The following is a 26,530-nucleotide window of genomic DNA, read 5'->3' as shown; positions in this document are numbered from 1 at the left end:
ATCACCATCCGAGTCCACCGGATTCGCCGGATCAACACCCGCCTCCACTGGGTCCGGAATCCCATCACCATCAGAATCCGCGTCCAGGTAGTCAGGGATACCGTCACCATCCGAGTCCACCGGATCAGCCGGACCCGGACCCGCCTCCACACGGTCCGGAACCCCATCACCATCAGAATCCAGATCCAGGAAGTCCGGCGTACCATCACCATCCGAGTCCACCGAACCCTCCCTCACATCCGGCACCCCGTCGCCATCAGAATCCGTGTCCAGGAAATCCGGAACCCCATCACCATCCGAATCAACCGGATTCGCCGGATCAACACCCGCCTCCACACGGTCCGGAATCCCGTCACCATCAGAATCCGCGTCCTGGAAGTCCGGCGTACCGTCACCATCCGAATCAACCGGATCAGCCGGACCCGACCCCGCCTCCACACGGTCCGGAATCCCATCACCATCCGAATCCACGTCCAGGAAGTCAGGGATACCGTCACCATCAGAATCAACCGGGCTGGCCAGGGCCGGGCCCGCCTCCACACCATCTGGAATCCCGTCACCATCAGAATCCGTGTCCCGGAAGTCAGGGATACCGTCACCATCCGAGTCCACCGGATCAGCCGGACCCGGACCCGCCTCCACACGGTCCGGAACCCCATCACCATCAGAATCCAGATCCAGGAAGTCCGGCGTACCGTCACCATCCGTGTCGACCGGGTTGGCCGGATCGCCGCCCGCCTCGACAGAGTCCGGGATCCCGTCACCGTCGGAGTCGCCTGTGGTTCCGGCGCTGTCGCCTGTGGTTCCGGCGCTGTCGGGAATGCCATCAGCTTCCGGCGGAGGGGCGACGATGTAGGAGAGTGGGTCAGCCTTGTCGGCCGTGTCGGAGCCGGTCTTCTTGACGGGGTCGAGAGTTGCCGGACCGTCCACGTACGTTCCGGGCGCGGTGCCCGCGTCGCCGTGGGCTGCCTGCGACGAGCCCGCCCCATAGAACAGCCCGACCAGCGCCATCGAACACGGAACAACGATCAGCGGCCATTTCCTCTTCGCCGGACCCTCAGACGCAGCGGAACCTCTCGCACTCATGAACTACCTTCCCTCAGCCGAACGGTCCCGTGACCGCAAGCAACACGTCGCGCACTAAGTTCGCCGCGTGCTCGGGAAGAAGAGACGGCAACATGCTCATTACCACCGGATGGAGCACCTTCCACCACCCTTCAGGGCCCAGGCCTCAGAAGGGTCACTGCATACGACCCCGCCCCTCCGAGAAACTCGCAGGCGAAACGGGGTGTAAGGGCCGTAGGGCCGGTCAGGCCACGGTGCGGCGGCGGGCCAGCAGAACGAGAAGGGCCCCGCGGTGATCAGACCGTCCGAGGCCCGCAGTCCACAGCAGGTAGGCGTCTCGAGACGAACGCGAGTCTGCTGGTTGTTGCCGTTCGTCACTGGAGTTCAGGTACGCGGCGACTGCTCCCGCGTCGTCGCGTCACGTACCACGCGCGACGCGACGGAAACCGCTACGTCTGCGGGGTGAGGCGGAGGCGGGTTTCGAGTTCGTGTTCGCCGGGGACCGTGCCGTGGTCCTCCGCCTGGAACGCCGCCGTCAGGGTGTCCCTGACCTTCCGCACCGGGGCCGCGCCGCCGTAGAGACCGGCGTCCACGGGCTCCGCGAGGGGAGCCGCCGCCCGCGCCGGGCGCGTTCCCGCCGAGCGGGTGTCCACGGTGAGCGTCCACACGGTGTGCCGCTGCGTCCCGGCGTCCGCGGCCGGGCCGTCGAACCCGGTGTCGCCCGTGCCGCCGGGAAAGGCGTCCTCCAGCGACCGGAACACCACACCGGCCGTCTCCCGGTCACAGCCGGTCAGCTGCACGCTCACGCAGAACTCGTCGTCGGGTGCACCCATCGTTCCGGACCTCCTCGTTCCTCGGATTCGCCGCCTTCACCGGCTGCGCGGCCTTCGTACGCCTCCACGTCCGACCGTACGCCCCGGCCGCCCGCGCGGCACGGGGTGCGGGTCCGTGCGCGGCACGCGTCCGGCGGGGCACGTCACATTCCGGCGCGCCGCCCTGTCGTACCTGGTGAAGGATCGAACCCAGGAGGCGACGACCATGGCCCGCATCTCACTCCGACCGCCCCGCACCCTGCTCGTCCGCCTGGCCGCGTGGTACTCGCGGCGCACCTACGGCAAGGTCATGGACCCGCTCATGGCCCTGGGGCACCACCCGCGCGTGCTGTTCTCGACGGCGCGCTTCGAAGTGGCCGTCGGCCGGTGGAAGGCGCTGGACCCCGCGCTGAAGCACCTCGCGCTCATGGTGGCGGCGGCCCGCATCAACTGCTCGTGGTGCATGGACTTCGGCCACTGGGAGGGCGACCGGCTCGGGCTGCCGCTCGACAAGATCGCCAAGGTGCCGGGGTGGCGCGAGCACCGCGAGGACTTCACCGCACTGGAACTCCAGGTCATGGAGTACGCCGAGGCCATGACCGAGTCCGAGCCCTCGGTGACCGACGAGCTGGCGGCCGCCCTGGTCGCCCGGCTCGGCGAACCCGCGTTCGTCGAGCTGACCGCGATGGTGGCCCTGGAGAACATGCGCTCACGCGTCAACAGCGCGCTCGGCCTCACCAGCCAGGGCTTCTCGGACGACTGCGCGGTCCGGCCCGTGCCCCCGGTACGGTCGGCCCCGTGAACGGCACCGGCCCCAGGAGCGGCACCGACCCCGCGACCGGACCCGAGCCGGTGCACGCCACCGGCCGGACGGACGGCAGCGGCCGTACCGACGTCTTCGAGGAGCACCGGGGACGGCTGTTCGGCATCGCCTACCGCATGCTCGGCAGCGTCGCCGACGCCGAGGACCTGGTGCAGGAGACGTGGCTGCGCTGGAGCCGGGTCACCGGCCCCGTCCGAAACCCCGGCGGCTACCTCACCCGCACCGTCACGAACCTCTCGCTGAACCGCCTCAGCTCGGCCGCCGTCCAGCGGGAGACGTACGTCGGCCCCTGGCTGCCCGAACCGCTGGTCACGGCCCCCGACGCGGCCGAGGACGCGGAGCTGGCCGAGTCCGTCTCGCTGGCGCTGCTCGTCGTGCTGGAGAGCCTGTCGCCGCTGGAGCGCGCGGTGTTCGTCCTCAAGGAGGTCTTCGGCTTCTCCTACCGGGAGATCGGCGAGTCGCTCGGCCGCGGCGAGGCGGCCGTCCGGCAGGTCGGGCACCGGGCCCGCTCGGCGGTGCGGGCCCGCCGCCCCCGCTACGACGCGCCCCGCGAGGTGCGGCGCCGGGTCACGGACGAGTTCCTGACCGCCTGCGTGGGCGGCGACCTCAACCGCGTGATGCAGCTCCTGGCCCCCGACGTCACGCTGTGGACGGACGGCGGCGGCCGGGTCAGGGCCGCGCTGCGCCCGCTGCACGGTCCGGACAAGGTGGCCCGCTTCCTGCTCGCCGTGGCCGGGTCCCAGCAGGGCCTGGGCGCCCGGCCCGTCGCCGTGAACGGCGAGCCCGGCCTCCTGATCACCGTGGACGGGCACCCGGACGCCGTCGCCGTCCTGGAGGTGGCGGACGGCCGCGTCGGCGAGGTGCGGCTCGTGCGCAACCCGGACAAGCTCCGCCACCTGCGGCGGACCGGCCCCTGACCCCCGGCGCGGCGGGGCGCCCGTGACCGGCTCGCGGCGTCCCGCTCCGGCCGGGTGCCCGGTAGCCTGCGGGCGTCGGCACACGCGTCAACCGGAGGCACCCGCATGAGCACCCGTACCGCCGTCGTCACCGGGGCCAGCAGCGGCATCGGCGCCGCCACCGCCCGGCGGCTGGCCGCCGCCGGATACCGGGTGGTGCTCACCGCCCGCCGGGCCGAGCGCGTCGAGGCGCTGGCCGAGGAACTGAACGGCGCCGGGCACGCGGCCGAGGCCCGCCCGCTGGACGTCACCGACCGGGCCGCCGTGGACGCCTTCGCCGCCGCACTGGACGGCGTGGACGTGCTCGTCAACAACGCGGGCGGCGCCCTGGGCACCGACCCGGTGGCCGAGGGCGACCCGGCGGACTGGCGGGCCATGTACGAGGTCAACGTCCTCGGGGTGCTGCACGTGACGCAGGCCCTGCTCCCCGCGCTGCGGGCCTCCGGCGACGGGACGGTCGTCGTCGTCTCCTCCACCGCCGGGCACGGCGTCTACGAGGGCGGCGGCGGGTACACGGCCGCCAAGCACGGCGTCCACGCGCTCACCGAGACGCTGCGGCTGGAGCTGTGCGGCGAGCCGGTGCGGGTGATCGAGATCGCGCCGGGCATGGTGCGCACCGACGAGTTCTCGCTCACCCGCTTCCGGGGGGACGCCGAGCGGGCGGCGGCCGTCTACGCGGGCGTGCCCGACCCGCTGACGGCCGAGGACGTGGCGGACACCATCACCTGGGCCGTCACCCGGCCCGCCCACGTCAACGTGGACCTGCTCGTCGTCCGGCCCCGCGCCCAGGCGGCCAACCGCAAGGTCCACCGCGAACCGTGAGGCACGCGGCGGGCCCTGCGGGTCAGCCCTTGACGCAGACGACCTGGCGCAGTTCGGTGACGACCTCGACCAGATCGCGCTGGCGGTCGATGACCTGCTCGATCGGCTTGTAGGCGCCGGGGATCTCGTCCACCACGCCGGCGTCCTTGCGGCACTCCACGCCCTGCGTCTGCCGCTCCAGGTCCCGCACGGTGAACCGGCGCTTCGCCGCGTTGCGGCTCATCCGGCGCCCGGCGCCGTGGGAGGCGGAGTTGAAGGACGCCGCGTTGCCGAGGCCCTTGACGATGTAGGACCGGGTGCCCATCGAGCCGGGGATGATGCCGTACTCGCCGTCGCCCGCGCGGATCGCGCCCTTGCGGGTGACGAGCAGGTCCACGCCGTCGTAGCGCTCCTCCGACACGTAGTTGTGGTGGCAGGAGATCACCGGGTCGAAGACGGGCTTCGCCTTCTTGAACTCCGTGCGGAGCACGTCCAGGGACAGCGCCATCATGACGTCCCGGTTGTGGCGGGCGTACTCCTGCGCCCAGAACAGGTCGTTGCGGTACGCGGTCATCTGCGGGGTGTCCGCGACGAAGACGGCCAGGTCCCGGTCGACGAGGCCCTGGTTGTGGGGCAGCTTCTGCGCCTGCCCGATGTGGTGCTCGGCCAGTTCCTTGCCGATGTTGCGGGAGCCGGAGTGCAGCATGACCCACACCGCGTCGGACGTGTCGACGCAGAGCTCCACGAAGTGGTTGCCGCCGCCGAGCGTGCCCATCTGCCGTGCCGCCCGCTCCCTGCGGAAGTGGACGGCACCGGCGACGCCGTCGAAGCGGGACCAGAAGCCGTCCCAGCCCGCCGTCGGCACGGCGTGCAGGCGGCGCGGGTCGACGGGCTCGTCGTGCATGCCGCGTCCCACCGGGATCGCCGCCTCGATCCGCGAGCGCAGCCTGGACAGGTCGCCCGGCAGGTCGGAGGCGGTCAGCGAGGTGCGGACGGCGGACATGCCGCAGCCGATGTCCACCCCCACCGCCGCCGGGCAGACGGCGTCCCGCAGGGCGATGACCGACCCGACCGTCGCGCCCTTGCCGAAGTGCACGTCCGGCATGACGGCCAGGCCCTCGATCCACGGCAGCGTCGAGACGTTGCGGAGCTGGCGCATCGCCACGTCCTCGATCTCGGCCGGGTCCGCCCACATCCGGATGGGCACCCGGGCGCCGGGCACTTCGGTGTACGACATACTTCGGTCAGCTCCCCCGTGCGTGATGTTTCTCAAGCCCCGCGAAATCCGGACATAGCTCCGCAAAAAGCCTGCGGTCCGGGACGTCCGTGCGGCGGGTGCGGTAGACATTGTGCTCAGTCGTCCGTTCCGGACGGCAACACGTTTTCGACCGTTCGAGCAACGACCGCAGGAGGCGATCGTGCAGCGCAGGGCGTACCCGGGCGGTCCCGTCGGGCTGGCGGCACTGGCCGCGCTGGCGGGGCTCCTCGTGGGCTGCACCTCCGGCGACGGCGGCGGCGGGCGGACGGGCGACGGCAAGCAGGGCGCCTCCGCGGACTCCAGCCCCACGGCGGAGCCGGGGCGCTACCAGACGCTGCCCGAGCCCTGCGGTGAACTGGAGCCGCAGGTGCTGCGCGAGGCGCTGTTCCCGGAGGGACCGGCCGAGGACGCCGCGGGCGTGAGCGCCGCGCTGGAGGGCGAGGCCGCGATCACCTTCGACACCGACCGCCGGGCCGGGTGCAGCTGGCAGCACGCCACCGCGCTCGGCAGCAGACACCTCTCGCTGGACTTCGAGCGGGTCGTGTCCTACGACACCGCCGTCAGCGACGGCGACCGGGCGGTGCGGCTGTTCGAGGAGCGGGCGGCCAAGGCGGGCATCCCCGCCACCGCGCCCGAGGTGTCGGAGGAGCCGTCGCAGGACGGGACGGCCGACGGCGGGCCCCCGCCGGACGCCTCCCCGGACGGCGCCTCCCCGGACGGCTCCGCGTCGCCGGGGGCCGGGGACGCCGAAAGCACCGGTGACGCCGGGGACGCCGACGCCCCGGAGGAGCCGGGCACCTCGTCGCCGTCCGGCCCGCCCGCCCCCGATCCCGCGCTCGCCCCCCGCCCGCTGGAGGGCATCGGGGAGGCGGCCTACCTCGACGACGAACTCGTCACCGCCGACGCGGGTGTCCACCGCGACATCACGCTCGTCTTCCGCACCGCCAACGTCATCGTCACCGTCGAGTACGACCAGTGGTCCACCGACAAGCGCCGTCTCCCCGACAGCGAGGAGCTGCAACAGCAGGCCCGGAAGCTCGCGCAGCGGCTCGCCGAACGGTTCGACGGCTGACCCGAGTCCTGGGAAAGCGAAATCACCATGCTCCGTAAGCACCGCCCCACCTCCCGGCGCGCCACCGTGCGCCGCACGCTCGCCGCGGCGGCCGTGCCCGTGCTCTTCGTCGCGGGCTGCTCCGGCGGCGGTTCGGACGACAAGAGCGGCGCGTCGCCGTCGCCGAGCGCGAGCAGCGCCTCGCCCGAGCCGGAGCCGGTGACGTTCACGACGCTGCCGGACGCCTGCGAGGCGCTGCCCGAGAAGACGGTCGAGGAGGTCGTGCCGAAGACCCGTGACGCGGGCGGCAAGGCGCTGAAGTCCAAGGACACGGCGAGCTACAGCGGTTGCCTGTGGACGGGCCTGGACGAGTACGACTACCGCTCGCTGTCGGTGTCGCTGCGCCGCTTCGACTCCGACCTGACCCTCGGCTCGGGCGACGAGCGCGCCGCCGAGTACGCGGGGGAGCAGATCGCGGACGTCGGCGCGGACAAGGCGAACAAGAACGTGAAGGACGCCCCGCTGGAGGGCGTGGGGGACGCCGCGACGAGCATCGGGTACGACACCGAGGTGAAGGAGGGGGACTCGGCGGGGGACTACCGGGCGCGCCGCGTGGTGGCCCGGACGGCGAACGTCGTGGTCACCGTCGACTACTCGGGCACCGGGTTCGAGGACGGTGAGACGCCGAGCGCGGGTGCCGTCCAGAAGGGTGCGGAGACGGCGGCCAAGGCGGCCGTCGCCGCTGTGAAGTAGCGCGCCTCGCCGGGCGGCCTCGCGCGGGCCGCCCGCCGCACGCCGGCGCGGTCCGCGTCGCGCGCACCGCGCAGCTCACGCGCGCCCCGCGCCTCGCCCGTGTACCGCAACCCGCCCGCACCACGCACCTCGCGCGCACCGCGCGCCCACGGCCCGTTCCCCGCGCGGGGGCGGGCCGTCAGGGGTGGTCGCCCAGGGACTCCAGGAACCGGCGGAGCAGCCGGTTCAGCTCCTCGCGCTCCCCGGCGTCGAGCCCTTCGAGCAGCCGGTGCTCGTTGGCGAGGTGCCCCTCGACGACCCGGTCGACGAGGGCGATCCCCTCGTCGGTGAGCGAGACGAAGAGCCGGCGCCGGTTGTCGGGGTCCACCGCGCGGCTGACGAGTCCGCGCGCGATGAGCCGGTCCACGCGGTGGGTCATGGCGGCGGAGCCGACCATGGTCGTGGACACCAGCTCCTTCGGGGTCAGGGTGTAGGGCGGTCCGGACCGGCGCAGGGTGGCCAGGACGTCGAACTCCCACGGTTCCATGCCCTCCTCCGCGAAGTAGGCGCGCACGCTGCGCTCGGCGAACCGGGAGGCGCGGGAGAGCCGCCCGATCACGCCCATCGGGGAGACGTCGAGGTCAGGGCGTTGTTTCGCCCACTGCTCCAGGAACTCGTCCACCGTGTCGGCCATCGCCATCCCCAATCGTTCGACGTCGAAATGTTTGACACAGCCTAGCAGTCGTGCTTACGATTGCACCGCCATACAGTTCGACGTCTAAATGTTCGGGGGCGAATGATGACCGCAACCGCACCACACCGCACTCCGGTCGCGGAAGCGATCAGGACACGCCGCAGCATCCGCCACTACCGGCCCGATCCCATCCCGCCCGAGCAGCTCGAGGAGCTGCTCGACCTCACGCTGGAGGCACCCTCCAGCTGGAACTACCAGGCCAGGTCGGTCGTGGTCGTCTCCGACGCCGAGGGGCGCCGCGGCCTCACCGAGGCCACCGGCGGCCAGCCGCACCCGCAGGAAGCACCCGTGGTGCTCGTCTTCGTCGCCGAGACCGAGGCGTGGCGGGAGGACCTGAGCGACATCTACGAGCAGGCCCGCCGCAACACCGCGTGGAACGAGGAGTTCATCAAGGTCTTCTCGGAGGCCGGACAGGACTTCCAGCGCGACCTGGAGGCCCGCGGACTCCTGCGCGAGTACGCGGTGAAGGACGCCATGATCGCGGCCTCCTTCTGCATGGTCGCCGCGTCCGGCATGGGCCTGGCGACCTCCCCGATGAACGGCTGGGACGAGTCCGCCGTCAAGAAGGTGATCGGCATCGACGGCCGGGACGACCTGGCCATCGCCCTGCTGCTCCCGGTCGGACTGCCCGCCGAAACGCGCCTGCACCCCGGCCGCAGGCCGCGCGAGCGCAACGTCTTCCCGCAGCGGTACGGCGCACCGGGCTTCGGCTCCCGTGCGCCGGGGCAACCGCGCACTCCCATCGACAGCGCCGGGAACCCCCGGCAGGAACAGGCAGGTACGCCGTGAAGAACTTGGTCCAGGTCGCCGGAATCATCGACGAGGCCGAAGCGGCCCTGCTGTGCGAGGAGGGCGTCGACTGGCTCGGCTTCCCGCTGCGGCTGCCGTCCGGCAAGGACGACATTTCCGAGACCGACGCCGCCAAGGCCATCTCCGGCCTCCCCGCGCCCCACGCGGGCGTGCTGATCAGCTACATGACGCAGGCCGACGAGATCAGCGCCTTCTGCGCCGAACTGGGCGTCACCGCCGTCCAGCTGCACGGCGACGTGGAGGCCGCGCAGCTCAGAGCACTCAAGGCCGCGCGTCCCGACCTGTACGTCCTCAAGAGCCTGGTGGTGCGCGAGGACAACGCCGACGAGCTGCTCGCCCTCGTGGACGAGGTGGCCGACGCGGTGGACATGTTCATCACCGACACCTACAACCCGGCCACCGGCGCGAAGGGCGCCACGGGCCTGACCCACGACTGGTCGGTCAGCGCCGAACTGGTCCGCCGCTCCCCGAAGCCGCTGATGATGGCCGGCGGCCTGAACGCCGACAACGTCGCCGACGCGATCGCCCGGGTACGGCCCGCCGCCGTGGACGCGCACACCGGTCTGGAGGGCCCCGACGGCCGCAAGGACCGCGCCCTGGTGCGCCGGTTCGTCGCCGAGTCCCGCCGCGCCTTCGCCGCGCTGGACTGACCCCGCCCGCGGGCGGCCCGGCCGTACCGGCCGGCCGCCCGCGGCCCTCCCACCGACCGCCAGGAGAGGTACACCATGACGACGGGCAGCAACGTGCACCTGCTGCCGCAGACCAACCAGCTGCGGGCACTGCACACCCTGATACGCGACCGGAACGCGCCGCGCGAGGACTTCGTCTTCTACTCGCGCAGGATCATCCGCCTCCTGCTGGAGTCGGCCCTCGACCTGCTGCCGTTCGACAAGCACGAGGTGACCACCCCGGTCGGGGAGACCTACCACGGGCTGAAGTTCGCCTCCAAGCTGTGCGCCGTGCCCGTCATCCGGGCCGGGGAGAGCATGGAGGCCGAACTGCGGGACGTCCACCCGGGCATCCGCATCGGCAAGATCCTCATCCAGCGGGACAAGACCACCAAGCTCCCGCGCCTGTACTACTCGCACCTGCCGGACGACATCGCCCGGCGGCACGTGCTGCTGCTGGAACCCATGCTCGCCACCGGCGGCTCGGCGCTCGCGGCCGTCGGCGTCCTGACGGACCAGGGCGTGGCGGAGCGCGACATCGTCCTCGTCAACTTCCTCGCCTCGCCCGAGGGGCTGCGCACCGTCTCGGAGCGCCACCCGGACCTGAAGATCATCACGTCCTCGATCGAGGACCGGCTCAACGAGAACGCGTACATGGTGCCCGGCATCGGGGACTTCGGCGACCGGTACTTCGGCACCGTGGATTCCGGTGCCGCATGAGGAACCCCGGCCTCGCCTCCGACTCCGCCCTCACCGCGCTCGCCCCGGCCATCTGGGGCAGCACCTACCTGGTCACCACCGAACTCCTGCCGCCCGACCGGCCGCTGCTGGCCGCGACCATCCGGGCCCTCCCCGCGGGACTGCTTCTGCTGGCCGTCGGCCGGGTGCTGCCGCGCGGCGTCTGGTGGTGGCGCGCGCTCGTCCTCGGCGTGCTCAACATCGGCGCCTTCTTCTACTTCCTCTTCGTCGCCGCCTACCACCTGCCCGGCGGCGTCGCCGCCCTGGTCATGTCGGTGCAGCCCGTCGTGGTGCTGCTGCTGGCCGCGCTGCTGCTGAAGACCGGCATCAAGGCGGCGCAGCTCGGCGCCTGCGGCCTCGGCGCGGCCGGGGTGGGGCTCCTGGTCCTGCGGCCGGACGCCGCGCTGGACACCGTCGGCGTGCTCGCCGGGCTCGCCGGAGCGGTGAGCATGGCCGCCGGCATCGTGCTCACCAAACGCTGGGGCCGCCCCGAGGGCGTCGGGGTCCTGACGTTCACCGGCTGGCAGCTCGCCGTGGGCGGCCTCGTCCTGGCCCCGGTCACCCTGCTCGCCGAGGGACTGCCCAGCACCGTCACCGGAGCCAACATCACCGGCTTCCTGTACCTGAGCGTCATCGGGGCGATCTTCGCCTACGCCATCTGGTTCCGGGGCATCGGGCGGCTGCCCGCGCTGGCGGTGTCCTTCCTCGCCTTCGCCAGCCCGCTCGCCGCCACCGTCCTCGGCTACGTCTTCCTCGGTGAGGCGCTGTCACCCCTCCAGGTGACCGGTGCGCTCGCCGTGGTGGCCGCCGTCGTCCTGGCCCAGCCCAGGGCGCCGCGGCGGACCGCAGCACCGCCACCCCCCACTCTCCAACCCACACAGAAAACCATCACCCATGCGTCGTAATCGCGTACCTGCAAGCGGGGGATTGCCATGGAGACCCAACAGCCCAGCCGTCACATACGCGCCGCTCGCCCGGCCGCGGCCTGCCTGCCCGACCTGCTGCGCCGGCAGGCCGACGTCCGCCCCGACGCCTTAGCTGTCACCTCCGGCGACCGCGGCCTCACCTTCCGGGAACTCGTGCGAGCAGGCTCCCGGCTCGCCACCCGGCTGCACCAGCGGGGCGTCGGCGTCGACGACACCGTCGGCCTGTACGTCGAACCGTCCCTGGAACTCATGGCCGGGGCGTGGGGCGTCCTCACCGCGGGCGCCGCCTACCTGCCGCTCTCCCCGGAGTACCCGGAGGACCGGCTGCGGTACATGATCGAGGACAGCGGCACCCGCGTCATCGTCACCCAGGAGCACCTCGCCGCCCGGCTCGCCGAACTGGCGCCCCCGGGTACGCGCCTGGTCACCCTCTCCGAGGCCGGAACCGGGACCGGCGCCGACGCGGAACCCAGGACGGACACCCCCATTGGAGCCGGCACCGGCCCCGCAACCGGCGCCGACGCGGACGCGGCGCCCGGTGACGCGGCCGGAGCGGGCCCCGGACGGGCCCCGGAACCGCTGCCCGACAGCCTCGCCTACGTCATCTACACCTCGGGCAGCACCGGCAAGCCCAAGGGCGTCATGATCGAGCACCGCAGCGTCCTGTCGCAGATGCGCTGGCTGCACGCCTGCGGCCACCTCGGCGAGCACGCCACCGTCCTCCAGAAGACGCCGATGAGCTTCGACGCGGCCCAGTGGGAGATCCTGGCCCCGGCCGTCGGCGCCCGCGTCGTCATGGGCGCCCCGGGCGTCTACCGCGACCCGGAGCGGCTCATCGAGACGATCGCCAAGCACGAGGTGACCACGCTCCAGTGCGTGCCCACCCTGCTCCAGGCGCTGCTGGACACCGACGAGTTCCACCTGTGCGGCTCGCTGCGGCAGGTCTTCTCCGGCGGCGAGGCGCTGTCCCGGCACCTCGCACGCGCCTTCACCGAACAGCTCCCGTGGGCCTCGCTGGTCAACCTCTACGGACCGACCGAGACCACCATCAACGCCACCGCCTGCCTCGTCGACCCGCAGGCGCTCGGTGACGGCACCGGATCGGTGTCGATCGGCGTGCCCGTCGACAACACCCAGTGCTACATCCTCGACACGGACATGAGCCCGGTGGGCATCGGCGAGACCGGTGAGCTGTACATCGGCGGCGTCCAGCTCGCCCGCGGCTACCTGGGCCGCCCCGAGCAGACGAGGGAGCGCTTCGTGCGCTCCCCCTTCGTCCCCACCGAGCGCCTCTACCGCACGGGCGACCTGGCGTACTGGAACCCGGACGGGACGATCCAGTTCGCCGGGCGGGCGGACAACCAGGTCAAGCTGCGCGGCTACCGCGTCGAGCTCGAGGAGATCGCCCTCGCCGTCGAGGAGCACACCTGGGTGAGGCGGGCGGCGGCCCTGGTCACCGACGACACGCGGACCGGGTTCCAGAACCTGGTGGCCTGCGTCGAGCTGAACCCCAAGGAAGCCGCCCTGATGGACCAGGGCAGCCACGGCCGCCACCACCAGTCCAAGACGAACAAGCTCCAGGTGCGCGCCCAGCTGTCCAACCCGGGCCTGCGGGACGCGGACGAGCTGCGCGGCAGGCCGGTCGTCGAACTGCCCGGCCGGGAGGCCACCGCGCACCAGCGGCGCGAGGTGTTCGCCCGCAAGACCTACCGCTTCTTCGAAGGCGGCGACGTCACCCGCGACGACCTGCGCACCCTCCTCACCCCCCGCGCCCCCCGCCCCCCCGCGGACGGCGCCGGGCCCCTCACGCACGCCGCACTCGGCGAGGTGCTGCGCTGGTTCGGCCAGTTCCACAGCGGGGAGCGGCTGCTGCCGAAGTACGCCTACGCCTCCCCCGGCGCCCTGTACGCGACCCAGCTCTACCTGGAGTCGGACGGCAGCACGGCCGGGCTGGCGGCGGGCGTGTACTACTACCACCCCGGCGACCACACCCTCGTCCGCGTCGGCCCGGGAGCACCGGACCCGCGGCCGGGCCTGTCGGTGCACTTCCTCGGCAGGACGCGGGCGATCGAACCGGTCTACAAGACCAACATCCGCGAGGTGCTGGAGTTCGAGGCCGGGCACATGGCCGGCGTCTTCCAGGAGGTGCTTCCCGAGCACGGGCACATGCTCGCCCCGCTGGGCCTCGACCCGTCCGTCCCCGGACGCCTGGACGTCCACCCCGAGGACCACTACCTGGGGACGTTCCTGATCCGCCCGCACGACGGGACGGCGCCGCAGGACCCGACCGAGATCTACGTGCAGGCCCACCCGGGCCGGATCGCGGACCTGCCCGCCGGGCAGTACCGCCACCGGGACGGCGAGCTGGAGCACATCTCGGACGAACTGGTCCAGGCGCGGGACGTCATCGCCATCAACCAGCAGGTCTACGAGCGGGCCGCCTTCGGGATCACCGCCGTCAGCCGCGCCGCCGAACCGTGGCTGGAGTACCTCAGCCTGGGGACGAAGCTGCACCACCTGCAACGCAACGGCCTGGGCCTGGGCTTCATGTCGTCGGGCTACAGCTCCAAGTCCGGGCGCCCGCTGCCCGCCGCCCGCCGCATGGACGCCGTCCTCGGCGCCTGCGGGATCGAGCCGGGACCGTCGTACTTCTTCCTCGGCGGCCGGGTCAGCGAGGAGCAGGTCCGCAGCGAGGGCATGCGCGAGGACGCCGTGCACATGAAGGGCCCGGCGGAGATGATCCGCGACGAACTGGCCCGCACCCTGCCCGACTACATGCTGCCGAACCGGGTGCTGATCCTCGACGCGCTGCCGCTGACCGCCAACGGCAAGGTGGACTGCACGACGCTGGCCGCCTCCGACGACGTCCGCTCGGCGGGCGCCACGAGCCCGTACGTCGCCCCCGGCACCCCCGTCGAGAAGTGGCTGGCCCAGGCGTGGGGGAAGGCGCTGCGCTACGAGGACGTCTCGGTGGAGGACGAGTTCTTCGCCTCGGGCGGCAACTCCCTGACGGCCGTCGCGCTCGTCAACCGCGTCAACCGGGAGTTCGGCACGCAACTGCCGCTCCAGGTCCTCTTCGAGAGCCCGAGACTGCGCGACCTGGCCGCGCGGATCGAGAGCGGCGGCGCACAGCCGTCCTCGCGGCTGGTGCTGCTGAACGGCGAGCGCGAGGGCACCCCGGTGTTCTGCTGGCCCGGGCTCGGCGGCTACCCGATGAACCTGCGCACCCTGGGCCGCGAGGCCGGTGCCGGACGGCCGTTCTACGGCGTGCAGGCGCACGGCATCAACGCCGGCGAGGTGCCCCACCCCACGATCCGCGACATGGCCGCGGCGGACGTGGCCGAGATCCGCCGCGTCCAGCCGGAGGGGCCCTACACGCTGTGGGGGTACTCCTTCGGCGCCCGGGTGGCCTTCGAGACCGCCTGGCAGCTGGAGCAGTCCGGCCAGCAGGTCGCGGACCTGCTGCTGATCTGCCCCGGCAACCCCAAGGTGCGCGGCGCGGACGCGGACCGGCACGGCCGGGAGGCGTCCTACGCCAACCCGGCGTACCTGACGATCCTGTTCTCCGTCTTCGCCGGTGCCGTCAGCGGACCGGACCTGGAACGGTGCCTGGGCCAGGTGCGCGACGAGGACGGCTTCGTCTCCTTCGTCCACGGCCTGTACCCGGCGCTGGGCGAGGCGGTGATCCGCAGGATCACCCGGATCGTGGGCGAGACGTACGAGTTCGAGTACAGCTTCCGCGAACTGGCCGAACGGCGGCTCGACGCACCGGTCACCATCCTCAAGGCCACCGGCGACGACTACGCGTTCATCGAGGGCAGCTCCGGCTTCTCCGCCACACCGCCCTCCGTCGCGGTGCTCGAGGGCGACCACTACGGCGTCCTGCGGGAGCCCGGCGTCGCGGAACTCGTCGCCGCGATCCGCAACCGCCCGGCCGCCTGACGCCCGGGCCCGCGCCACCGCCCGCCGCCCGGCGGGACCGGCGCGGGCCCGGCCCCCGGACCGGGGCGGCGCGGCCGGTACAACCCCCGGTGCCGCCGCGCCGCCCCGCCACCCGCACGACCCCGCCCCGCCGGCCGCACGGCCCCGCCATGCCGCACGCCGTCCGGCCCCGCCGAGACCCGAAGGAGCGCCGCCGTGCCCCACCTGAGCATCAAGCACTACCCCCGCGACTTCACCGACGAGCAGAAGGCGCGCCTGGCCGAGGCGCTCACCGCCGTCGTCACCCGGCACTTCGCCGCCCCCGAGGGCGCCGTCTCGATCGCCCTGGAGCCGGTGGCCGAACGCGACTGGCCGCAGGCCGTGGACGCGCCCGAGATCAAGGGGCGCCCGCACCTGCTCATCAAGACGCCGGACTACCCCGGCCACTCCGCCACGTGAAGGGAACCACCATGAACACGCGCCACAGCATCCCGCTGGTGTACAGCGAGGAGGTCGAGCACGCGCTGCACGCCGGGGACCCGGTGGTGGCGCTGGAGTCCAACGTCATCACCCACGGCCTGCCCTACCCGGACAACGCGGCCACCGCCAAGAAGGTGGAGGACGCCGTGCGGGCGGGCGGCGCCGTCCCCGCGACGATCGGCGTGGACGACGGCCGGCTGGTCATCGGCATGGACGACGCGGACATCGAACGGTTCGCCTCCACCCCCGGCATCCCCAAGGTGAGCAGCAGGGACCTGCCCGTCGTCCTGGCCCGGGGCGGCATGGGCGCCACCACCGTCGCCTCCTCGCTGGTGGCCGCCGAGCTGGCGGGCATCCCGTTCTTCTCCTCGGCCGGCATCGGCGGGGTGCACCGGGGCGCCGAGACGACGATGGACGTCTCCTCCGACCTCATCCAGTTCACCCGCTCGAAGGTCGCGGTGGTCTGCGCCGGGGCCAAGAGCATCCTCGACCTGAAGCTGACCATGGAGTACCTGGAGACGCACTGCGTGCCGCTCATCTCCTACCGCTCCGACGACTTCCCCGCCTTCTACTGCGCCTCCAGCGGCATCCGCAGCCCGCACCGGATCGACGACCCGGACGTCGTCGCGCGGATCGTCGAGGCGCACCGGGCGACGGGCCAGCCCGGCGGCGTGGTCATCACGACACCGCCCCGCGAGGCCGACGCCATCGACAGCGACGTGGCGGAGCGGGCGATCCGCGAGGCGCTGCTCGCCGCGGAGCGGGACGGCGTGCGGGGCAACGCCATCACGAAGTACCTGATGCGCGCCGTCGACCAGACGACCGGCGGGCGGACGGCGGAGGCCAACATGGCCGTCCTCATCAGCACCGCCGAGGTCGGCGGCGCGCTGGCGGCCGCGCACGCCCGGCACCGCCGCGCACACCCGGCCGCCGCCTGACGGCCCCCGCCCCGCACGCACCGCACGCCACCGCTCCGCCCCGGCCCGCACCGCCACCGTCCCGCACAGCCGCCGTCCCGAACCCTTACCCGAGACCGTCCCGCACCGGCCCGGCCGCACCCCGTCCGCGCCCACCGAGAGGTATCCCGTCATGTCCACGCTCTTCGAACCGGTCACACTCGGCAAGATCACCCTCAGCAACCGCCTCGTCATGGCGCCCATGTCCCGCAACCGGGCCACCGCGGACGGCGAGGCCACCGAGCTGATGGCCACGTACTACGCGCAGCGCGCCGGTGCGGGCCTGATCGTCTCCGAGGGCGTCCAGCCCAGCGCCGTCGGCCAGGGGTTCATGAACACCCCGGGGCTGCACAGCGCGGCGCAGGTCTCCTCGTGGATGCCCGTGGCGGACGCCGTCCACCACGCCGGCGGACGCATCGTGGCCCAGCTCATGCACGCCGGGCGCATCGGCCACCCGTCGCTGTACCCCAGCGGGCACCAGTCGGTGGCACCCTCGGCGATCGCTGCCGCCGGACAGTGCTTCGGCCCCGACGGGCCGCTCGACTACCCCGTCCCGCACGCGCTGACGGCCGACGAGATCGCCGCGACCGTACGGGACTTCGCCACCGCCGCCCGCAACGCCGTCGACGCGGGCTTCGACGGCGTCGAGGTGCACGCGGGCAACGGCTTCCTGCTGCACCAGTTCCTGTCGGACCGCACCAACCACCGCACCGACGCCTACGGCGGCTCCCTCGACCGCCGCGTCCGGTTCACCCGCGAGGTGGCCGACGCGGTGTCCGACGCGATCGGCGCCGACCGCGTCGGCCTGCGCATCTCCCCCGGCAACCCGTACAACGACATGGCCGAGTCCGACACCGCCGAGCTGTACGACACGCTCCTGGCGGCCCTCCCGCCGCTGGCGTACCTGCACGTGATGGAGGCGGGCGACCGGCCGCGCACCCGCGCCGTGCGGGAACGCTGGCAGGGCGCCCTGATCCTCAACCCGCACCGCACCCCCGACGCGGGCCCGGTCACGCCCGAGACGGCCGCCGAGGTGCTGGAGGAGGGCCTGGCCGACGCGGTGGGCCTGGGCGCCCTCTTCCTCGCCAACCCGGACCTGCCCGAGCGCATCCGGGCGGGCGGCCCGTACAACGCCGTGGACGAGTCCACCTTCTACGGCGGCGACCACCGGGGCTACACCGACTACCCCACCGCCTCATGAGCGGCCCGACCACCGCGACGCAGCGCAAGATGCTGCTGTTCGCCGGACGCTCGCACCCGGAGCTGGCCCGCGACGTCGCCCGGCACCTGGGCACCACCCTGGTGCCGACCCGGGCCGTCGACTTCGCCAACGGCGAGATCTACGTGCGGTTCGAGGAGTCGGTGCGCGGCGGCGACTGCTTCCTCGTGCAGAGCCACACCGCGCCGATCAACACGTGGATCATGGAACAGCTCATCATGATCGACGCGCTGAAACGGGCCTCGGCCCGCAGCATCACCGTGATCGTGCCCTTCTACGGCTACGCGCGGCAGGACAAGAAGCACCGGGGACGCGAGCCGATCTCGGCGCGGCTGATGGCCGACCTGACGCAGCGCGCGGGCGCGGACCGGATCGTCACCGTCGACCTGCACACCGACCAGATCGTGGGCTTCTTCGACGGCCCGGTGGACCACCTCTTCGCCCTGCCCGTCCTCGCCGACCACGTGCGCGGCCGGGTCCGGCACGACCGGCTGACGATCGTCTCGCCGGACGCCGGACGGGTCCGCGTCGCCGACCGCTGGTGCGACCGGCTGGGCGCGCCGCTGGCCATCGTGCACAAGCGCCGCGACCCGGACGTCGCCAACCGGGTGACCGTCCACGAGGTCGTCGGGGACGTGCGCGACCGGGTCTGCGTCCTGGTGGACGACATGGTGGACACCGGCGGCACCATCTGCGCCGCGGCGGACGCGCTGTTCGCCCACGGCGCGCGGGACGTCATCGTCACGGCGACCCACGGGGTGCTGTCCGGCCCGGCCGTGGACCGGATGAAGAACTCCCGGGTCAGCGAGTTCGTCTTCACCGACACGCTGCCCACCCCGGCGGAGACGGGCCTGGACAAGATCACCGTGCTGCCGGTCGCCCCGCTGATCGCGCACGCGGTCCGCGAGGTCTTCGAGAACGGCTCGGTGACCCGGCTCATGGACGGTCTGTGAGAGACGGGGGCCCGCCGCCCGCGCGGGGCGGCGGGCCCCCGTCCCGCCCGGGCGCCGCCTACGCGCCCAGCAGCTTGCGCACGCGGTCGGCGCCGACCGCCAGCAGCAGCGTCGGGAGCCGGGGGCCGGTGTCCCGGCTCACCAGCAGCCGGTACAGCAGCGCGAAGAACGCCCGCTGGGCCAGCTTCAGCTCGGGCGTCGGCTTCGCCTCGGGCGCGAGCCCGGCCTGCACCTTCGGCACGCCGTAGACCAGCGTCGTCAGACCGTCCGGCGACCAGTGCTCGTCCAGGCCCTCCAGCAGCAGCCGCAGCGCCTCGCGCTCCCGGCCGTCCAGCGCCTCCAGCAGCGCGGTGTCCGGCTCCTGGCGCACCCGGGTGCGCTGGTCGGCCGGGACCTGGGTGGCGACCCAGTGCGCGGCCCGGTCCAGGCGGGGACGCGTCTGGTCCAGCGCGGTCACCGGACGCTCGGGGTCCAGCTCGCCGAGGATGCGCAGCGTCTGCTCCTCGGAACCCTGCGCGATGTCCACCACCGAGGCCAGGGTGCGGTACGGCAGCGGGCGCGGGGTGCGCGGCAGCTCGCCGGTGGCCGTGCGGACCGAGCGGTTGTACGCCGCGAGGTCGGCGGGCTGGACGCTCTCGTCGGCGATCCGGCGCTCCAGCGCGTCCCACTCGTCGTAGGTGCGCTGGATCTCCTGGTCGAAGGCGATCTTGAAGGACTGGTTGGGCTTGCGGCGCGCGTACAGCCAGCGCAGCAGCGGCGCCTCCATGATCTCCAGCGCGTCCGCCGGGGTGGGCACCCCGCCGCGCGAGCTGGACATCTTCGCCATGCCCGAGATGCCGACGAACGCGTACATCGGCCCGATGGGCTGACGGCCGCCGAAGACCTCGCGCACGATCTGCCCGCCGACGACGAAGGACGAACCCGGCGAGGAGTGGTCCACGCCGGACGGCTCGAAGGTGACGCCCTCGTACGCCCAGCGCATCGGCCAGTCGACCTTCCACACCAGCTTGCCCCGGTCGTGCTCGCGCAGGAGCACCGTCTCGCCGTGGCCGCAGGCGCAGGTGTAGGCCAGCTCCGTGGTGGCGTCGTCGTAGGCCGTGACGGTGGTGAAGTCCTTGCCGCAGGCACCGCAGTACGGCTTGTACGGGTAGTACGCCCCGCCACTGCCGCTGCCGTCGTCCTCGCCGGCCGCGCCCGAACCCTCCGCCGCCGCCAGCTCCGCCTCGTCCACCGGCTTCTGCTGCTTCTGCTTCGGCTTCTGGCCCGCGCCGCCCTTGTCCTTCGTGCGGTAGCGGCCGAGCACCGCGTCGATCCTCGCGCGCTCCCGCATCGCCAGCAGGATCTGCTCCCGGTAGGCGCCGGAGGTGTACTGCTGGGTCTGGCTGACGCCGCGGAACTCCACGCCCAGCTCCGCCAGCGCCCGCACCATCGCGGCCTTGAAGTGCTCCGCCCAGTTCGGGTGCTCGCTGCCGGGCGGGGCGGGCACGGAGGTCAGCGGCTTGCCGATGTGCTCGGACCAGGACGGGTCGATGCCCGCCGGGACCTTGCGGAAGCGGTCGTAGTCGTCCCACGAGACCAGGTGCACGCACTCGTGCCCGCGGCGGCGGATCTCGTCGGCCACCAGGTGCGGGGTCATGACCTCGCGCAGGTTGCCCAGGTGGATCGGGCCCGACGGGCTGAGGCCCGAGGCGCAGACGATGGGTTTGCCCGGCGCGTGGCGTTCCGCTTCGGCGATGACCTCGTCCGCGAATCGGGAGACCCAGTCGGTCTCGGTGCTCTGAGCCACGTTCGGCACGTCCTTCTTCCTGGCGCGTTTCCTGCATGTCCCCGGCGTGCGGTCCGGTGCCGCTCATTGTCCCAGACGGGCCGGGCCGCCCCGCGTGGGATACTGCCCCCACACCACACCACCGACGGGAACGGCTCACCATCCATGGCTTCGGTATCCTCACTCGCCGCCTCGGTCCACCAGCGTGTCGCGGACGCCCTCACGGCTGCCCTGCCGGAGGCCGCCGCCGCCGACCCGCTGCTGCGACGAAGCGACCGGGCGGACTTCCAGGCCAACGGCATGCTGGCGCTGGCCAAACGGCTGGGGGGCAACCCGCGTGACCTGGCCGGCCAGGTCGTGGCGCGGCTGCCGCAGGACGACGACGTCATCGGCGGCGTCGAGGTCTCCGGCCCCGGCTTCCTCAACATCACCGTCTCGGACGCGGCCATCGTGCGCACCCTGGCCGCCCGCGCCGCCGACGAGCGGCTCGGCGTGCCGCGCGCCGAGGCGCCCGGCACCACCGTCATCGACTACTCGCAGCCGAACGTCGCCAAGGAGATGCACGTCGGCCACCTGCGCTCGACGGTGATCGGCGACGCGATCGTGCGCATCCTGGAGCACCGGGGCGAGCACGTCGTCCGCCGGCACCACATCGGTGACTGGGGCACCCAGTTCGGCATGCTCATCCAGTACCTGACCGAGCACCCGCACGAGCTGGACCACGCCTCGGACACCGCGGGCGGCACCGGCGGCGGCGAGGCCGCGATGTCCCGCCTGAACCGGCTCTACAAGGCGTCCCGCACCCGCTTCGACTCCGACGAGGAGTTCAAGGCCCGCGCCCGCGACCGCGTGGTGCTGCTCCAGGCGGGCGACGAGGAGACGCTCGCCCTGTGGCACAAGATCGTGGACGAGTCGAAGGTCTACTTCCAGGCCGTCTACGAGCAGCTCGACGTCGAGGTCCGTGACGCCGACGTCGTCGGCGAGAGCGCCTACAACGACGACCTCCAGCAGGTCGTGAAGGACCTGGAGTCCTCCGGTGTCGCCGTGCGCTCCGAGGGCGCGCTGTGCGTGTTCTTCGACGACGTCAAGGGCCCCGACGGCAACCCGACGCCGCTGATCGTGCAGAAGTCCAACGGAGGCTTCGGCTACGCGGCCACCGACCTGGCCGCCATCCGCGACCGCGTCGGGAGGCTGCACGCCGACACCCTGCTGTACGTGGTCGACGCCCGGCAGGCGCTGCACTTCCGCATGGTCTTCGAGACGGCGCGGCGCGCGGGCTGGCTGCCCGAGGGCGCGGCCCGGCAGCTCGCCTTCGGCACGGTGCTCGGCAAGGACGGCAAGCCGTTCAAGACCCGCGAGGGCGAGACGGTGCGCCTGGTGGACCTGCTGGACGAGGCCGTCGAGCGGGCCGCGGGCGTGGTCCGGGAGAAGGCCAGGGACCTCTCCGACGAGGAGATCGCCGAGCGGGCCGCCCAGGTGGGCATCGGCGCCGTCAAGTACGCGGACCTGTCCACCTCCATGTCCCGCGACTACGTCTTCGACCTGGACCGCATGGTCTCGCTCAACGGCGACACCAGCGTCTACCTCCAGTACGCGTACGCCCGCATCCAGTCCATCCTGCGCCGGGCCGTCGGGGTCGCCCCGGCCGCCCACCCGGAGCTGCCCCTCGCCCCGGCCGAGCGGGCGCTCGGGCTGCACCTGGACGAGTTCGGGCAGACGCTGGAGGCCGTCGCGGAGAGCTACGAGCCGCACAAGCTCGCCGCGTACCTCTACGGGCTCGCCACGCACTACACCGCGTTCTACGAGCACTGCCCGGTCGTCAAGGACGGCGTGGAGCGCACGGTGTCGGAGAACCGCCTCTTCCTGTGCGAGCTGACGGCCCGCACCCTGCACGAGGGCATGGCGCTGCTCGGCATCCGCACCCCGGCCCGTCTCTGAGGGCACCCCCGTCCCGCCACCGCCGGCCCCTCGCCCGCTCCCCCGCCCACCGCCCGCTCACCACGGGCCCACCGGGGGGAGGGAAAGGGGCTGGTGGGGCTGGCACCACCCGCGTCACGGGGGCTGGACGGCTCCTCGACCGGCCGCCGAATCCGTACCGTCACAGTCATGCTGACGATGACGAAGCACGGCAGAACACGGCAGCACGCGGCGTTCGGAGTGATCTCGGTGCTCCTCGCCGGCGGCACCCTCGTCACGGCGGGCAGCGCGTCGGGTGACCCCGACCCGTCGGTCGTGCGCACGGACCAGGGCGCGGTACGCGGCACGGTGACGGCCGAGGCCCGCGTCTTCCGCGGCATCCCCTACGCGGCGGCTCCCACCGGCCCGCTGCGGTGGGAGCCGCCGGGCCCCGCCGCGGAGTGGCGCGGCACCAGGGACGCCACCCGCCCGGGACCGCCCTGCCCCGGGGCGGGCGTGCGGGGAGCGGACGAGGACTGCCTGCACGTCACGGTCGCCACGCCGCCGCACGTCTCGGTGGGCGCGGGCCTGCCCGTCGTCGTCCGCCTGCCGGGCGCCCCGCCGGGGGCCGGCGACGCGGAGGAGGCCGTCGTCGTCACGGTCAGCCACCGCACCGGCGTCCTCGGCTTCCTCGCCCACCCGCGGCTCGCGGACTCCGGGAACCACGGACTCCAGGACCAGCAGGCCGCCCTGCGCTGGATCAAGCGCAACGCGACCGCGTTCGGCGGCGATCCGGGCGACATCACCCTCGTCGGCGGCGGCGCGGCGACGGCTTCGGTGTGCGCGCAGCTCGTCTCCCCGGACGCGGACTACCTGTTCGACCGGGCCCTCCTCACCGGCGACGGCTGCGGCCGGGCGGAGCCCCGCACCCGGGCCGCCGCCCTGCGGGACGGCGAGGAACTGGCCCGGCGCCTGGGGTGCGACGGCGAGGGGGCGGCGGCCTGCCTGCGCCGCTTAACGGCGCAGGAACTGCTGCGCGCGGCGGACGGCGCGGCCTACGGGCCGGTCTACGGCACCCGGCAGCTCCCGCTGCACCCCGACGAGGCCCGTCGGCGCGTCACCCTGCACCCCGTGCAGGTCCTGCGCGCCCAGCCCGTCCACCGCGCGCCGGGCGCCACGGCCCCGGGCCCGTCCGGCGCCTGAGACGCCGGTGACGCGCCGGGACGGCCGTCACCCCCGGCGGAGCCAGCCCGCGGCCTGGGTGGCCCAGTACGTCAGGATCAGGCTCGCACCGGCCCGCGTGAAGCTGGTGAGCGTCTCCAGCACCGCCCGCTCCCGCTCGATCCAGCCCTTCTCCGCCGCCGCCTCGACCATCGCGTACTCCCCGGAGATCTGGTAGACGCCCACCGGCACGTCCACCTCCCGGGTGAACTCGCGCAGGACGTCCAGGTACGGCAGGCCGGGCTTGACCATCACCATGTCCGCGCCCTCGGCCAGGTCCAGCGCCAGCTCCCGCAGCGACTCCCGGAAGTTCGCCGGGTCCTGCTGGTAGGTGTTGCGGTCGCCCTTCAGCGAGGAGCCGACCGCCTCCCGGAACGGGCCGTAGAACGCGGAGGCGTACTTCGCGGTGTACGCGAACAGCGACACGTCCTGGTGCCCGGCCTCGTCCAGCGCCCGCCGCACGTGCCCGACCTGGCCGTCCATCATGCCGCTGGGCCCCAGCACGTGCGCCCCCGCGTCCGCCTGCACGCGGGCCATCTCGGCGTAGCGCTCCAGCGTGGCGTCGTTGTCCACCCGGCCCCGGGCGTCCAGCACGCCGCAGTGGCCGTGGTCGGTGTACTCGTCCAGGCACAGGTCGGACATGACGACCAGCTCGTCGCCGACCTCCGCGCGCACGTCCCGCAGGGCGACCTGGAGGATGCCCTCCGGGTCGGTGCCCTGCGAGCCGACGGCGTCCTTGTGCTCGGGCACGCCGAACAGCATGATCCCCCCGACGCCCGCCTCGGCCGCCTCCGCGGCGGCCTTCCGCAGGGTGTCACGGGTGTGCTGCACGACCCCGGGCATGGACGAGACCGGCACCGGCTCGGTGATGCCCTCCCGGACGAACGCCGGGAGGATCAGGCCGGACGGGCGCGGCCGGTGCTCGGCCACCATCCGCCGCATCGCCGCGGTGGTGCGCAGCCGCCGGGGCCGCGCCGCCGGGAAACCGCCGTAGGTGCTGCTCACGAACGTGCTCTCCTCCTCGTCGGCCGCTTCTCGCTCGGCCGCTTGACGGGCTCGCCCGCCTCGACGGCCGCGCGGCGCCGCTTGGCACCGAACTCCGCGAGGGCCTCGGCGAGCCGGTGCACGGACGGCTCGGGCGAGAGCACGTCCACGCGCAGCCCGTGCTCCTCGGCCGTCTTCGCGGTGGCCGGGCCGATGCAGGCGATGACCGTCACATTGTGCGGCTTGCCCGCGATGCCCACGAGGTTGCGCACCGTGCTCGAGGAGGTGAAGAGCACCGCGTCGAAGCCGCCGCCCTTGATCATCTCGCGGGTCTCGGCGGGCGGCGGCGACGCGCGCACCGTCCGGTAGGCCGTGACGTCGTCCACCTCCCAGCCCAGCTCGATGAGGCCCGCCACCAGCGTCTCGGTGGCGATGTCGGCGCGCGGCAGGAAGACGCGGTCGATCGGGTCGAACACCGGGTCGTAGGGCGGCCAGTCCTCCAGCAGCCCGGCGGCGGACTGCTCCCCGGAGGGCACGAGGTCCGGCTTCACGCCGAACTCGATCAGCGAGCGCGCGGTCTGCTCGCCCACGGCCGCGACCTTGATGCCCGCGAAGGCACGGGCGTCGAGCCCGTACTCCTCGAACTTCTCCCGCACCGCCTTGACCGCGTTGACGGAGGTGAAGGCGATCCACTCGTACCGCCCGGTCACCAGGCCCTTGACCGCGCGCTCCATCTGCTGCGGGGTGCGCGGCGGCTCGACGGCGATGGTCGGCACCTCGGCGGGCACCGCGCCGTAGGAGCGGAGCTGGTCCGACAGGGAGGCGGCTTGCTCCTTGGTGCGCGGGACGAGCACGTTCCAGCCGAACAGCGGCTTCGACTCGAACCAGGCGAGCTGGTCCCGCTGGGACGGCGCGCTGCGTTCCCCGACGACGGCTATCACCGTCTGCGCGCCGTCCGCCGCGGGCAGCACCTTGGCCTGCTTGAGCGTCTGCGCGAGCGTGCCGAGCGTCGCGCTCCAGGTGCGCTGCCGGGTGGTGGTGCCCGCGATGGTGACGGTGAGCGGGGTGTCGGGCTTGCGCCCGGCGGCGACCAGCTCGGCGGCCGTGGCCGTCACCGTCTCCAGCGTCGCGGTGAGCACGACGGTGGCGTCGGAGGCGCCCGCCTCCGTCCAGCAGCGGGCGCCGGCGGTGCGGGCGTCGATGAAGCGGACGTCCGCGCCGTGGGCGTCCCGCAGCGGCACCCCCGCGTAGGCGGGGACGCCGACGGCGGTGGCGACGCCGGGCACGACCTCGAAGGTGATGCCCTCGGTGGCGCAGCCGAGCATCTCGGCGGCGGCGTCCGCGTCCAGGCCCGGGTCGCCGTGCACCGCACGGACCACCCGCTTGCCGGAGCGCGCGGCCGCCATGACAAGATCTGCTGCACCGGCAGGTGTGGCCGAAGTCTCGTCGGCCACGGCCTGCAACGGAGTGTCCACGCCTGCTCGGGCGTGCGGCCGGACGACGTCGTGGACCTGCGGGTCGGCGACGAGGACGTCGGCCTGCGCCAGGGCCTCGACGGCGCGGAGGGTCAGCAGTCCCGGGTCTCCGGGCCCGGCACCGAGGAAGGTGACGTGTCCGTCAGCGCCGTACAGGTGCCGTGCCGCCGAGGGCACGGCCGCCGTGGCTGCCGTGCCCGGCAGGCCCGGCACGGCCTGCGGCGCGGGGGTCTGACCGTTGTGTGCGGTGTGGGCGGTGGTGGGGC

Annotated in this window: 23 protein-coding genes; 16 read left to right on the top strand and 7 right to left on the bottom strand. The window is 73.1% G+C overall.

The genetic code is table 11. The features are described 5' to 3' along the window. On the bottom strand, positions 1 to 1,011 hold a 1,011-nt coding region (locus V1J52_RS25670), incomplete at its 3' end, for a thrombospondin type 3 repeat-containing protein (protein WP_330142361.1). 503 nt (positions 1,012 to 1,514) lie between these two features. Next, the gene (locus V1J52_RS25665) at positions 1,515 to 1,898 is read right to left on the bottom strand and encodes a hypothetical protein (RefSeq protein WP_330142360.1); all 384 of its coding nucleotides are present in this window, start codon (positions 1,896 to 1,898) and stop codon (positions 1,515 to 1,517) included. Positions 1,899 to 2,103: 205 nt separating this feature from the next. Between V1J52_RS25665 and V1J52_RS25660 the strand changes: the two genes are divergently transcribed. The 3 genes from V1J52_RS25660 to V1J52_RS25650 all read left to right on the top strand — a co-directional run bounded on the left by V1J52_RS25660 (position 2,104) and on the right by V1J52_RS25650 (position 4,478). Continuing rightward, a complete protein-coding gene (locus tag V1J52_RS25660; RefSeq protein WP_330142359.1) occupies positions 2,104 to 2,679 on the top strand; it encodes a carboxymuconolactone decarboxylase family protein in 576 nt (191 codons plus the stop codon). Between the two features lie 137 nt (positions 2,680 to 2,816). After that, entirely contained in the window at positions 2,817 to 3,617 is an 801-nt protein-coding gene (sigJ, locus tag V1J52_RS25655) for an RNA polymerase sigma factor SigJ (RefSeq protein WP_443075930.1), read from the top strand. 105 nt (positions 3,618 to 3,722) lie between these two features. Further along, positions 3,723 to 4,478 (top strand): SDR family NAD(P)-dependent oxidoreductase, encoded by a 756-nt coding sequence (locus V1J52_RS25650; RefSeq protein WP_330142358.1) that lies wholly within the window; start codon positions 3,723 to 3,725, stop codon positions 4,476 to 4,478. Between the two features lie 22 nt (positions 4,479 to 4,500). Here the strand turns inward: V1J52_RS25650 and V1J52_RS25645 are convergent, their stop codons facing one another. After that, positions 4,501 to 5,694 carry an RtcB family protein gene (locus tag V1J52_RS25645; protein WP_330142357.1) on the bottom strand — a complete coding sequence of 398 codons (1,194 nt, stop codon included), beginning with the start codon at positions 5,692 to 5,694 and terminating at the stop codon, positions 4,501 to 4,503. 181 nt (positions 5,695 to 5,875) lie between these two features. On the opposite strand from V1J52_RS25645, the gene V1J52_RS25640 reads away from it, so the two are divergent. Both V1J52_RS25640 and V1J52_RS25635 read left to right on the top strand, forming a co-directional pair. Beyond that, on the top strand, positions 5,876 to 6,787 hold the full coding sequence (locus V1J52_RS25640; RefSeq protein WP_330142356.1) for a hypothetical protein: 912 nt from the start codon (positions 5,876 to 5,878) through the stop codon (positions 6,785 to 6,787). 27 nt (positions 6,788 to 6,814) lie between these two features. Continuing rightward, positions 6,815 to 7,519 carry a DUF3558 family protein gene (locus V1J52_RS25635; RefSeq protein ID WP_330142355.1) on the top strand — a complete coding sequence of 235 codons (705 nt, stop codon included), beginning with the start codon at positions 6,815 to 6,817 and terminating at the stop codon, positions 7,517 to 7,519. A gap of 178 nt (positions 7,520 to 7,697) precedes the next feature. Here V1J52_RS25635 and V1J52_RS25630 read toward each other — a convergent pair whose 3' ends face one another. Then, positions 7,698 to 8,198, bottom strand: coding sequence for a MarR family winged helix-turn-helix transcriptional regulator (locus V1J52_RS25630; protein WP_330142354.1), 501 nt, complete (start codon positions 8,196 to 8,198; stop codon positions 7,698 to 7,700). A gap of 96 nt (positions 8,199 to 8,294) precedes the next feature. Between V1J52_RS25630 and V1J52_RS25625 the strand changes: the two genes are divergently transcribed. The 9 genes from V1J52_RS25625 to V1J52_RS25585 all read left to right on the top strand — a co-directional run bounded on the left by V1J52_RS25625 (position 8,295) and on the right by V1J52_RS25585 (position 18,923). Next, positions 8,295 to 9,041 (top strand): nitroreductase family protein, encoded by a 747-nt coding sequence (locus V1J52_RS25625; RefSeq protein WP_330142353.1) that lies wholly within the window; start codon positions 8,295 to 8,297, stop codon positions 9,039 to 9,041. Further along, positions 9,038 to 9,712, top strand: coding sequence for a phosphoribosylanthranilate isomerase (locus V1J52_RS25620; RefSeq protein WP_330142352.1), 675 nt, complete (start codon positions 9,038 to 9,040; stop codon positions 9,710 to 9,712). Before V1J52_RS25625 ends, V1J52_RS25620 begins: the two co-directional genes overlap by 4 nt. A gap of 75 nt (positions 9,713 to 9,787) precedes the next feature. After that, the gene (gene upp / locus V1J52_RS25615) at positions 9,788 to 10,450 is read left to right on the top strand and encodes a uracil phosphoribosyltransferase (protein ID WP_330142351.1); all 663 of its coding nucleotides are present in this window, start codon (positions 9,788 to 9,790) and stop codon (positions 10,448 to 10,450) included. After that, a complete protein-coding gene (locus tag V1J52_RS25610; RefSeq protein ID WP_330142350.1) occupies positions 10,447 to 11,373 on the top strand; it encodes an EamA family transporter in 927 nt (308 codons plus the stop codon). Before upp ends, V1J52_RS25610 begins: the two co-directional genes overlap by 4 nt. Positions 11,374 to 11,400: 27 nt before the next feature. Beyond that, positions 11,401 to 15,336, top strand: a complete 3,936-nt coding sequence (locus V1J52_RS25605; RefSeq protein WP_330142349.1) for an amino acid adenylation domain-containing protein — start codon at positions 11,401 to 11,403, stop codon at positions 15,334 to 15,336. A 195-nt stretch (positions 15,337 to 15,531) separates the two neighbouring features. Then, positions 15,532 to 15,774, top strand: a complete 243-nt coding sequence (locus tag V1J52_RS25600) for a tautomerase family protein (protein WP_330142348.1) — start codon at positions 15,532 to 15,534, stop codon at positions 15,772 to 15,774. Between the two features lie 11 nt (positions 15,775 to 15,785). Further along, a complete protein-coding gene (locus tag V1J52_RS25595) occupies positions 15,786 to 16,733 on the top strand; it encodes a pseudouridine-5'-phosphate glycosidase (protein WP_330142347.1) in 948 nt (315 codons plus the stop codon). 151 nt (positions 16,734 to 16,884) lie between these two features. After that, positions 16,885 to 17,952 carry an alkene reductase gene (locus tag V1J52_RS25590; protein WP_330142346.1) on the top strand — a complete coding sequence of 356 codons (1,068 nt, stop codon included), beginning with the start codon at positions 16,885 to 16,887 and terminating at the stop codon, positions 17,950 to 17,952. Continuing rightward, positions 17,949 to 18,923, top strand: a complete 975-nt coding sequence (locus V1J52_RS25585; protein ID WP_330142345.1) for a ribose-phosphate diphosphokinase — start codon at positions 17,949 to 17,951, stop codon at positions 18,921 to 18,923. The genes V1J52_RS25590 and V1J52_RS25585 overlap by 4 nt, the downstream gene beginning before the upstream one ends. A 58-nt stretch (positions 18,924 to 18,981) precedes the next feature. Here the strand turns inward: V1J52_RS25585 and lysS are convergent, their stop codons facing one another. Then, the gene (lysS, locus tag V1J52_RS25580; RefSeq protein WP_330142344.1) at positions 18,982 to 20,718 is read right to left on the bottom strand and encodes a lysine--tRNA ligase; all 1,737 of its coding nucleotides are present in this window, start codon (positions 20,716 to 20,718) and stop codon (positions 18,982 to 18,984) included. A gap of 135 nt (positions 20,719 to 20,853) precedes the next feature. On the opposite strand from lysS, the gene argS reads away from it, so the two are divergent. Both argS and V1J52_RS25570 read left to right on the top strand, forming a co-directional pair. After that, positions 20,854 to 22,626, top strand: coding sequence for an arginine--tRNA ligase (gene argS / locus V1J52_RS25575; RefSeq protein WP_330142343.1), 1,773 nt, complete (start codon positions 20,854 to 20,856; stop codon positions 22,624 to 22,626). 168 nt (positions 22,627 to 22,794) lie between these two features. Further along, positions 22,795 to 23,787, top strand: coding sequence for a carboxylesterase family protein (locus tag V1J52_RS25570; protein ID WP_330142342.1), 993 nt, complete (start codon positions 22,795 to 22,797; stop codon positions 23,785 to 23,787). A 27-nt stretch (positions 23,788 to 23,814) separates the two neighbouring features. Here V1J52_RS25570 and hemB read toward each other — a convergent pair whose 3' ends face one another. Together hemB and V1J52_RS25560 are read right to left on the bottom strand one after the other, a co-directional pair. Then, complete coding sequence (gene hemB, locus V1J52_RS25565) at positions 23,815 to 24,810, bottom strand: porphobilinogen synthase (protein ID WP_330142341.1); 996 nt, start codon at positions 24,808 to 24,810, stop codon at positions 23,815 to 23,817. Beyond that, complete coding sequence (locus V1J52_RS25560) at positions 24,807 to 26,441, bottom strand: bifunctional uroporphyrinogen-III C-methyltransferase/uroporphyrinogen-III synthase (protein ID WP_330142362.1); 1,635 nt, start codon at positions 26,439 to 26,441, stop codon at positions 24,807 to 24,809. The genes hemB and V1J52_RS25560 overlap by 4 nt, the downstream gene beginning before the upstream one ends. Positions 26,442 to 26,530 lie beyond the last annotated feature (89 nt).

The sequence above is a fragment of the Streptomyces solitudinis genome (genome assembly GCF_036323765.1).
Taxonomy (GTDB): domain Bacteria; phylum Actinomycetota; class Actinomycetes; order Streptomycetales; family Streptomycetaceae; genus Streptomyces.
Note: the sequence above shows the minus strand (reverse complement) of the source record. Positions and strands in the feature narration are given on the sequence as shown.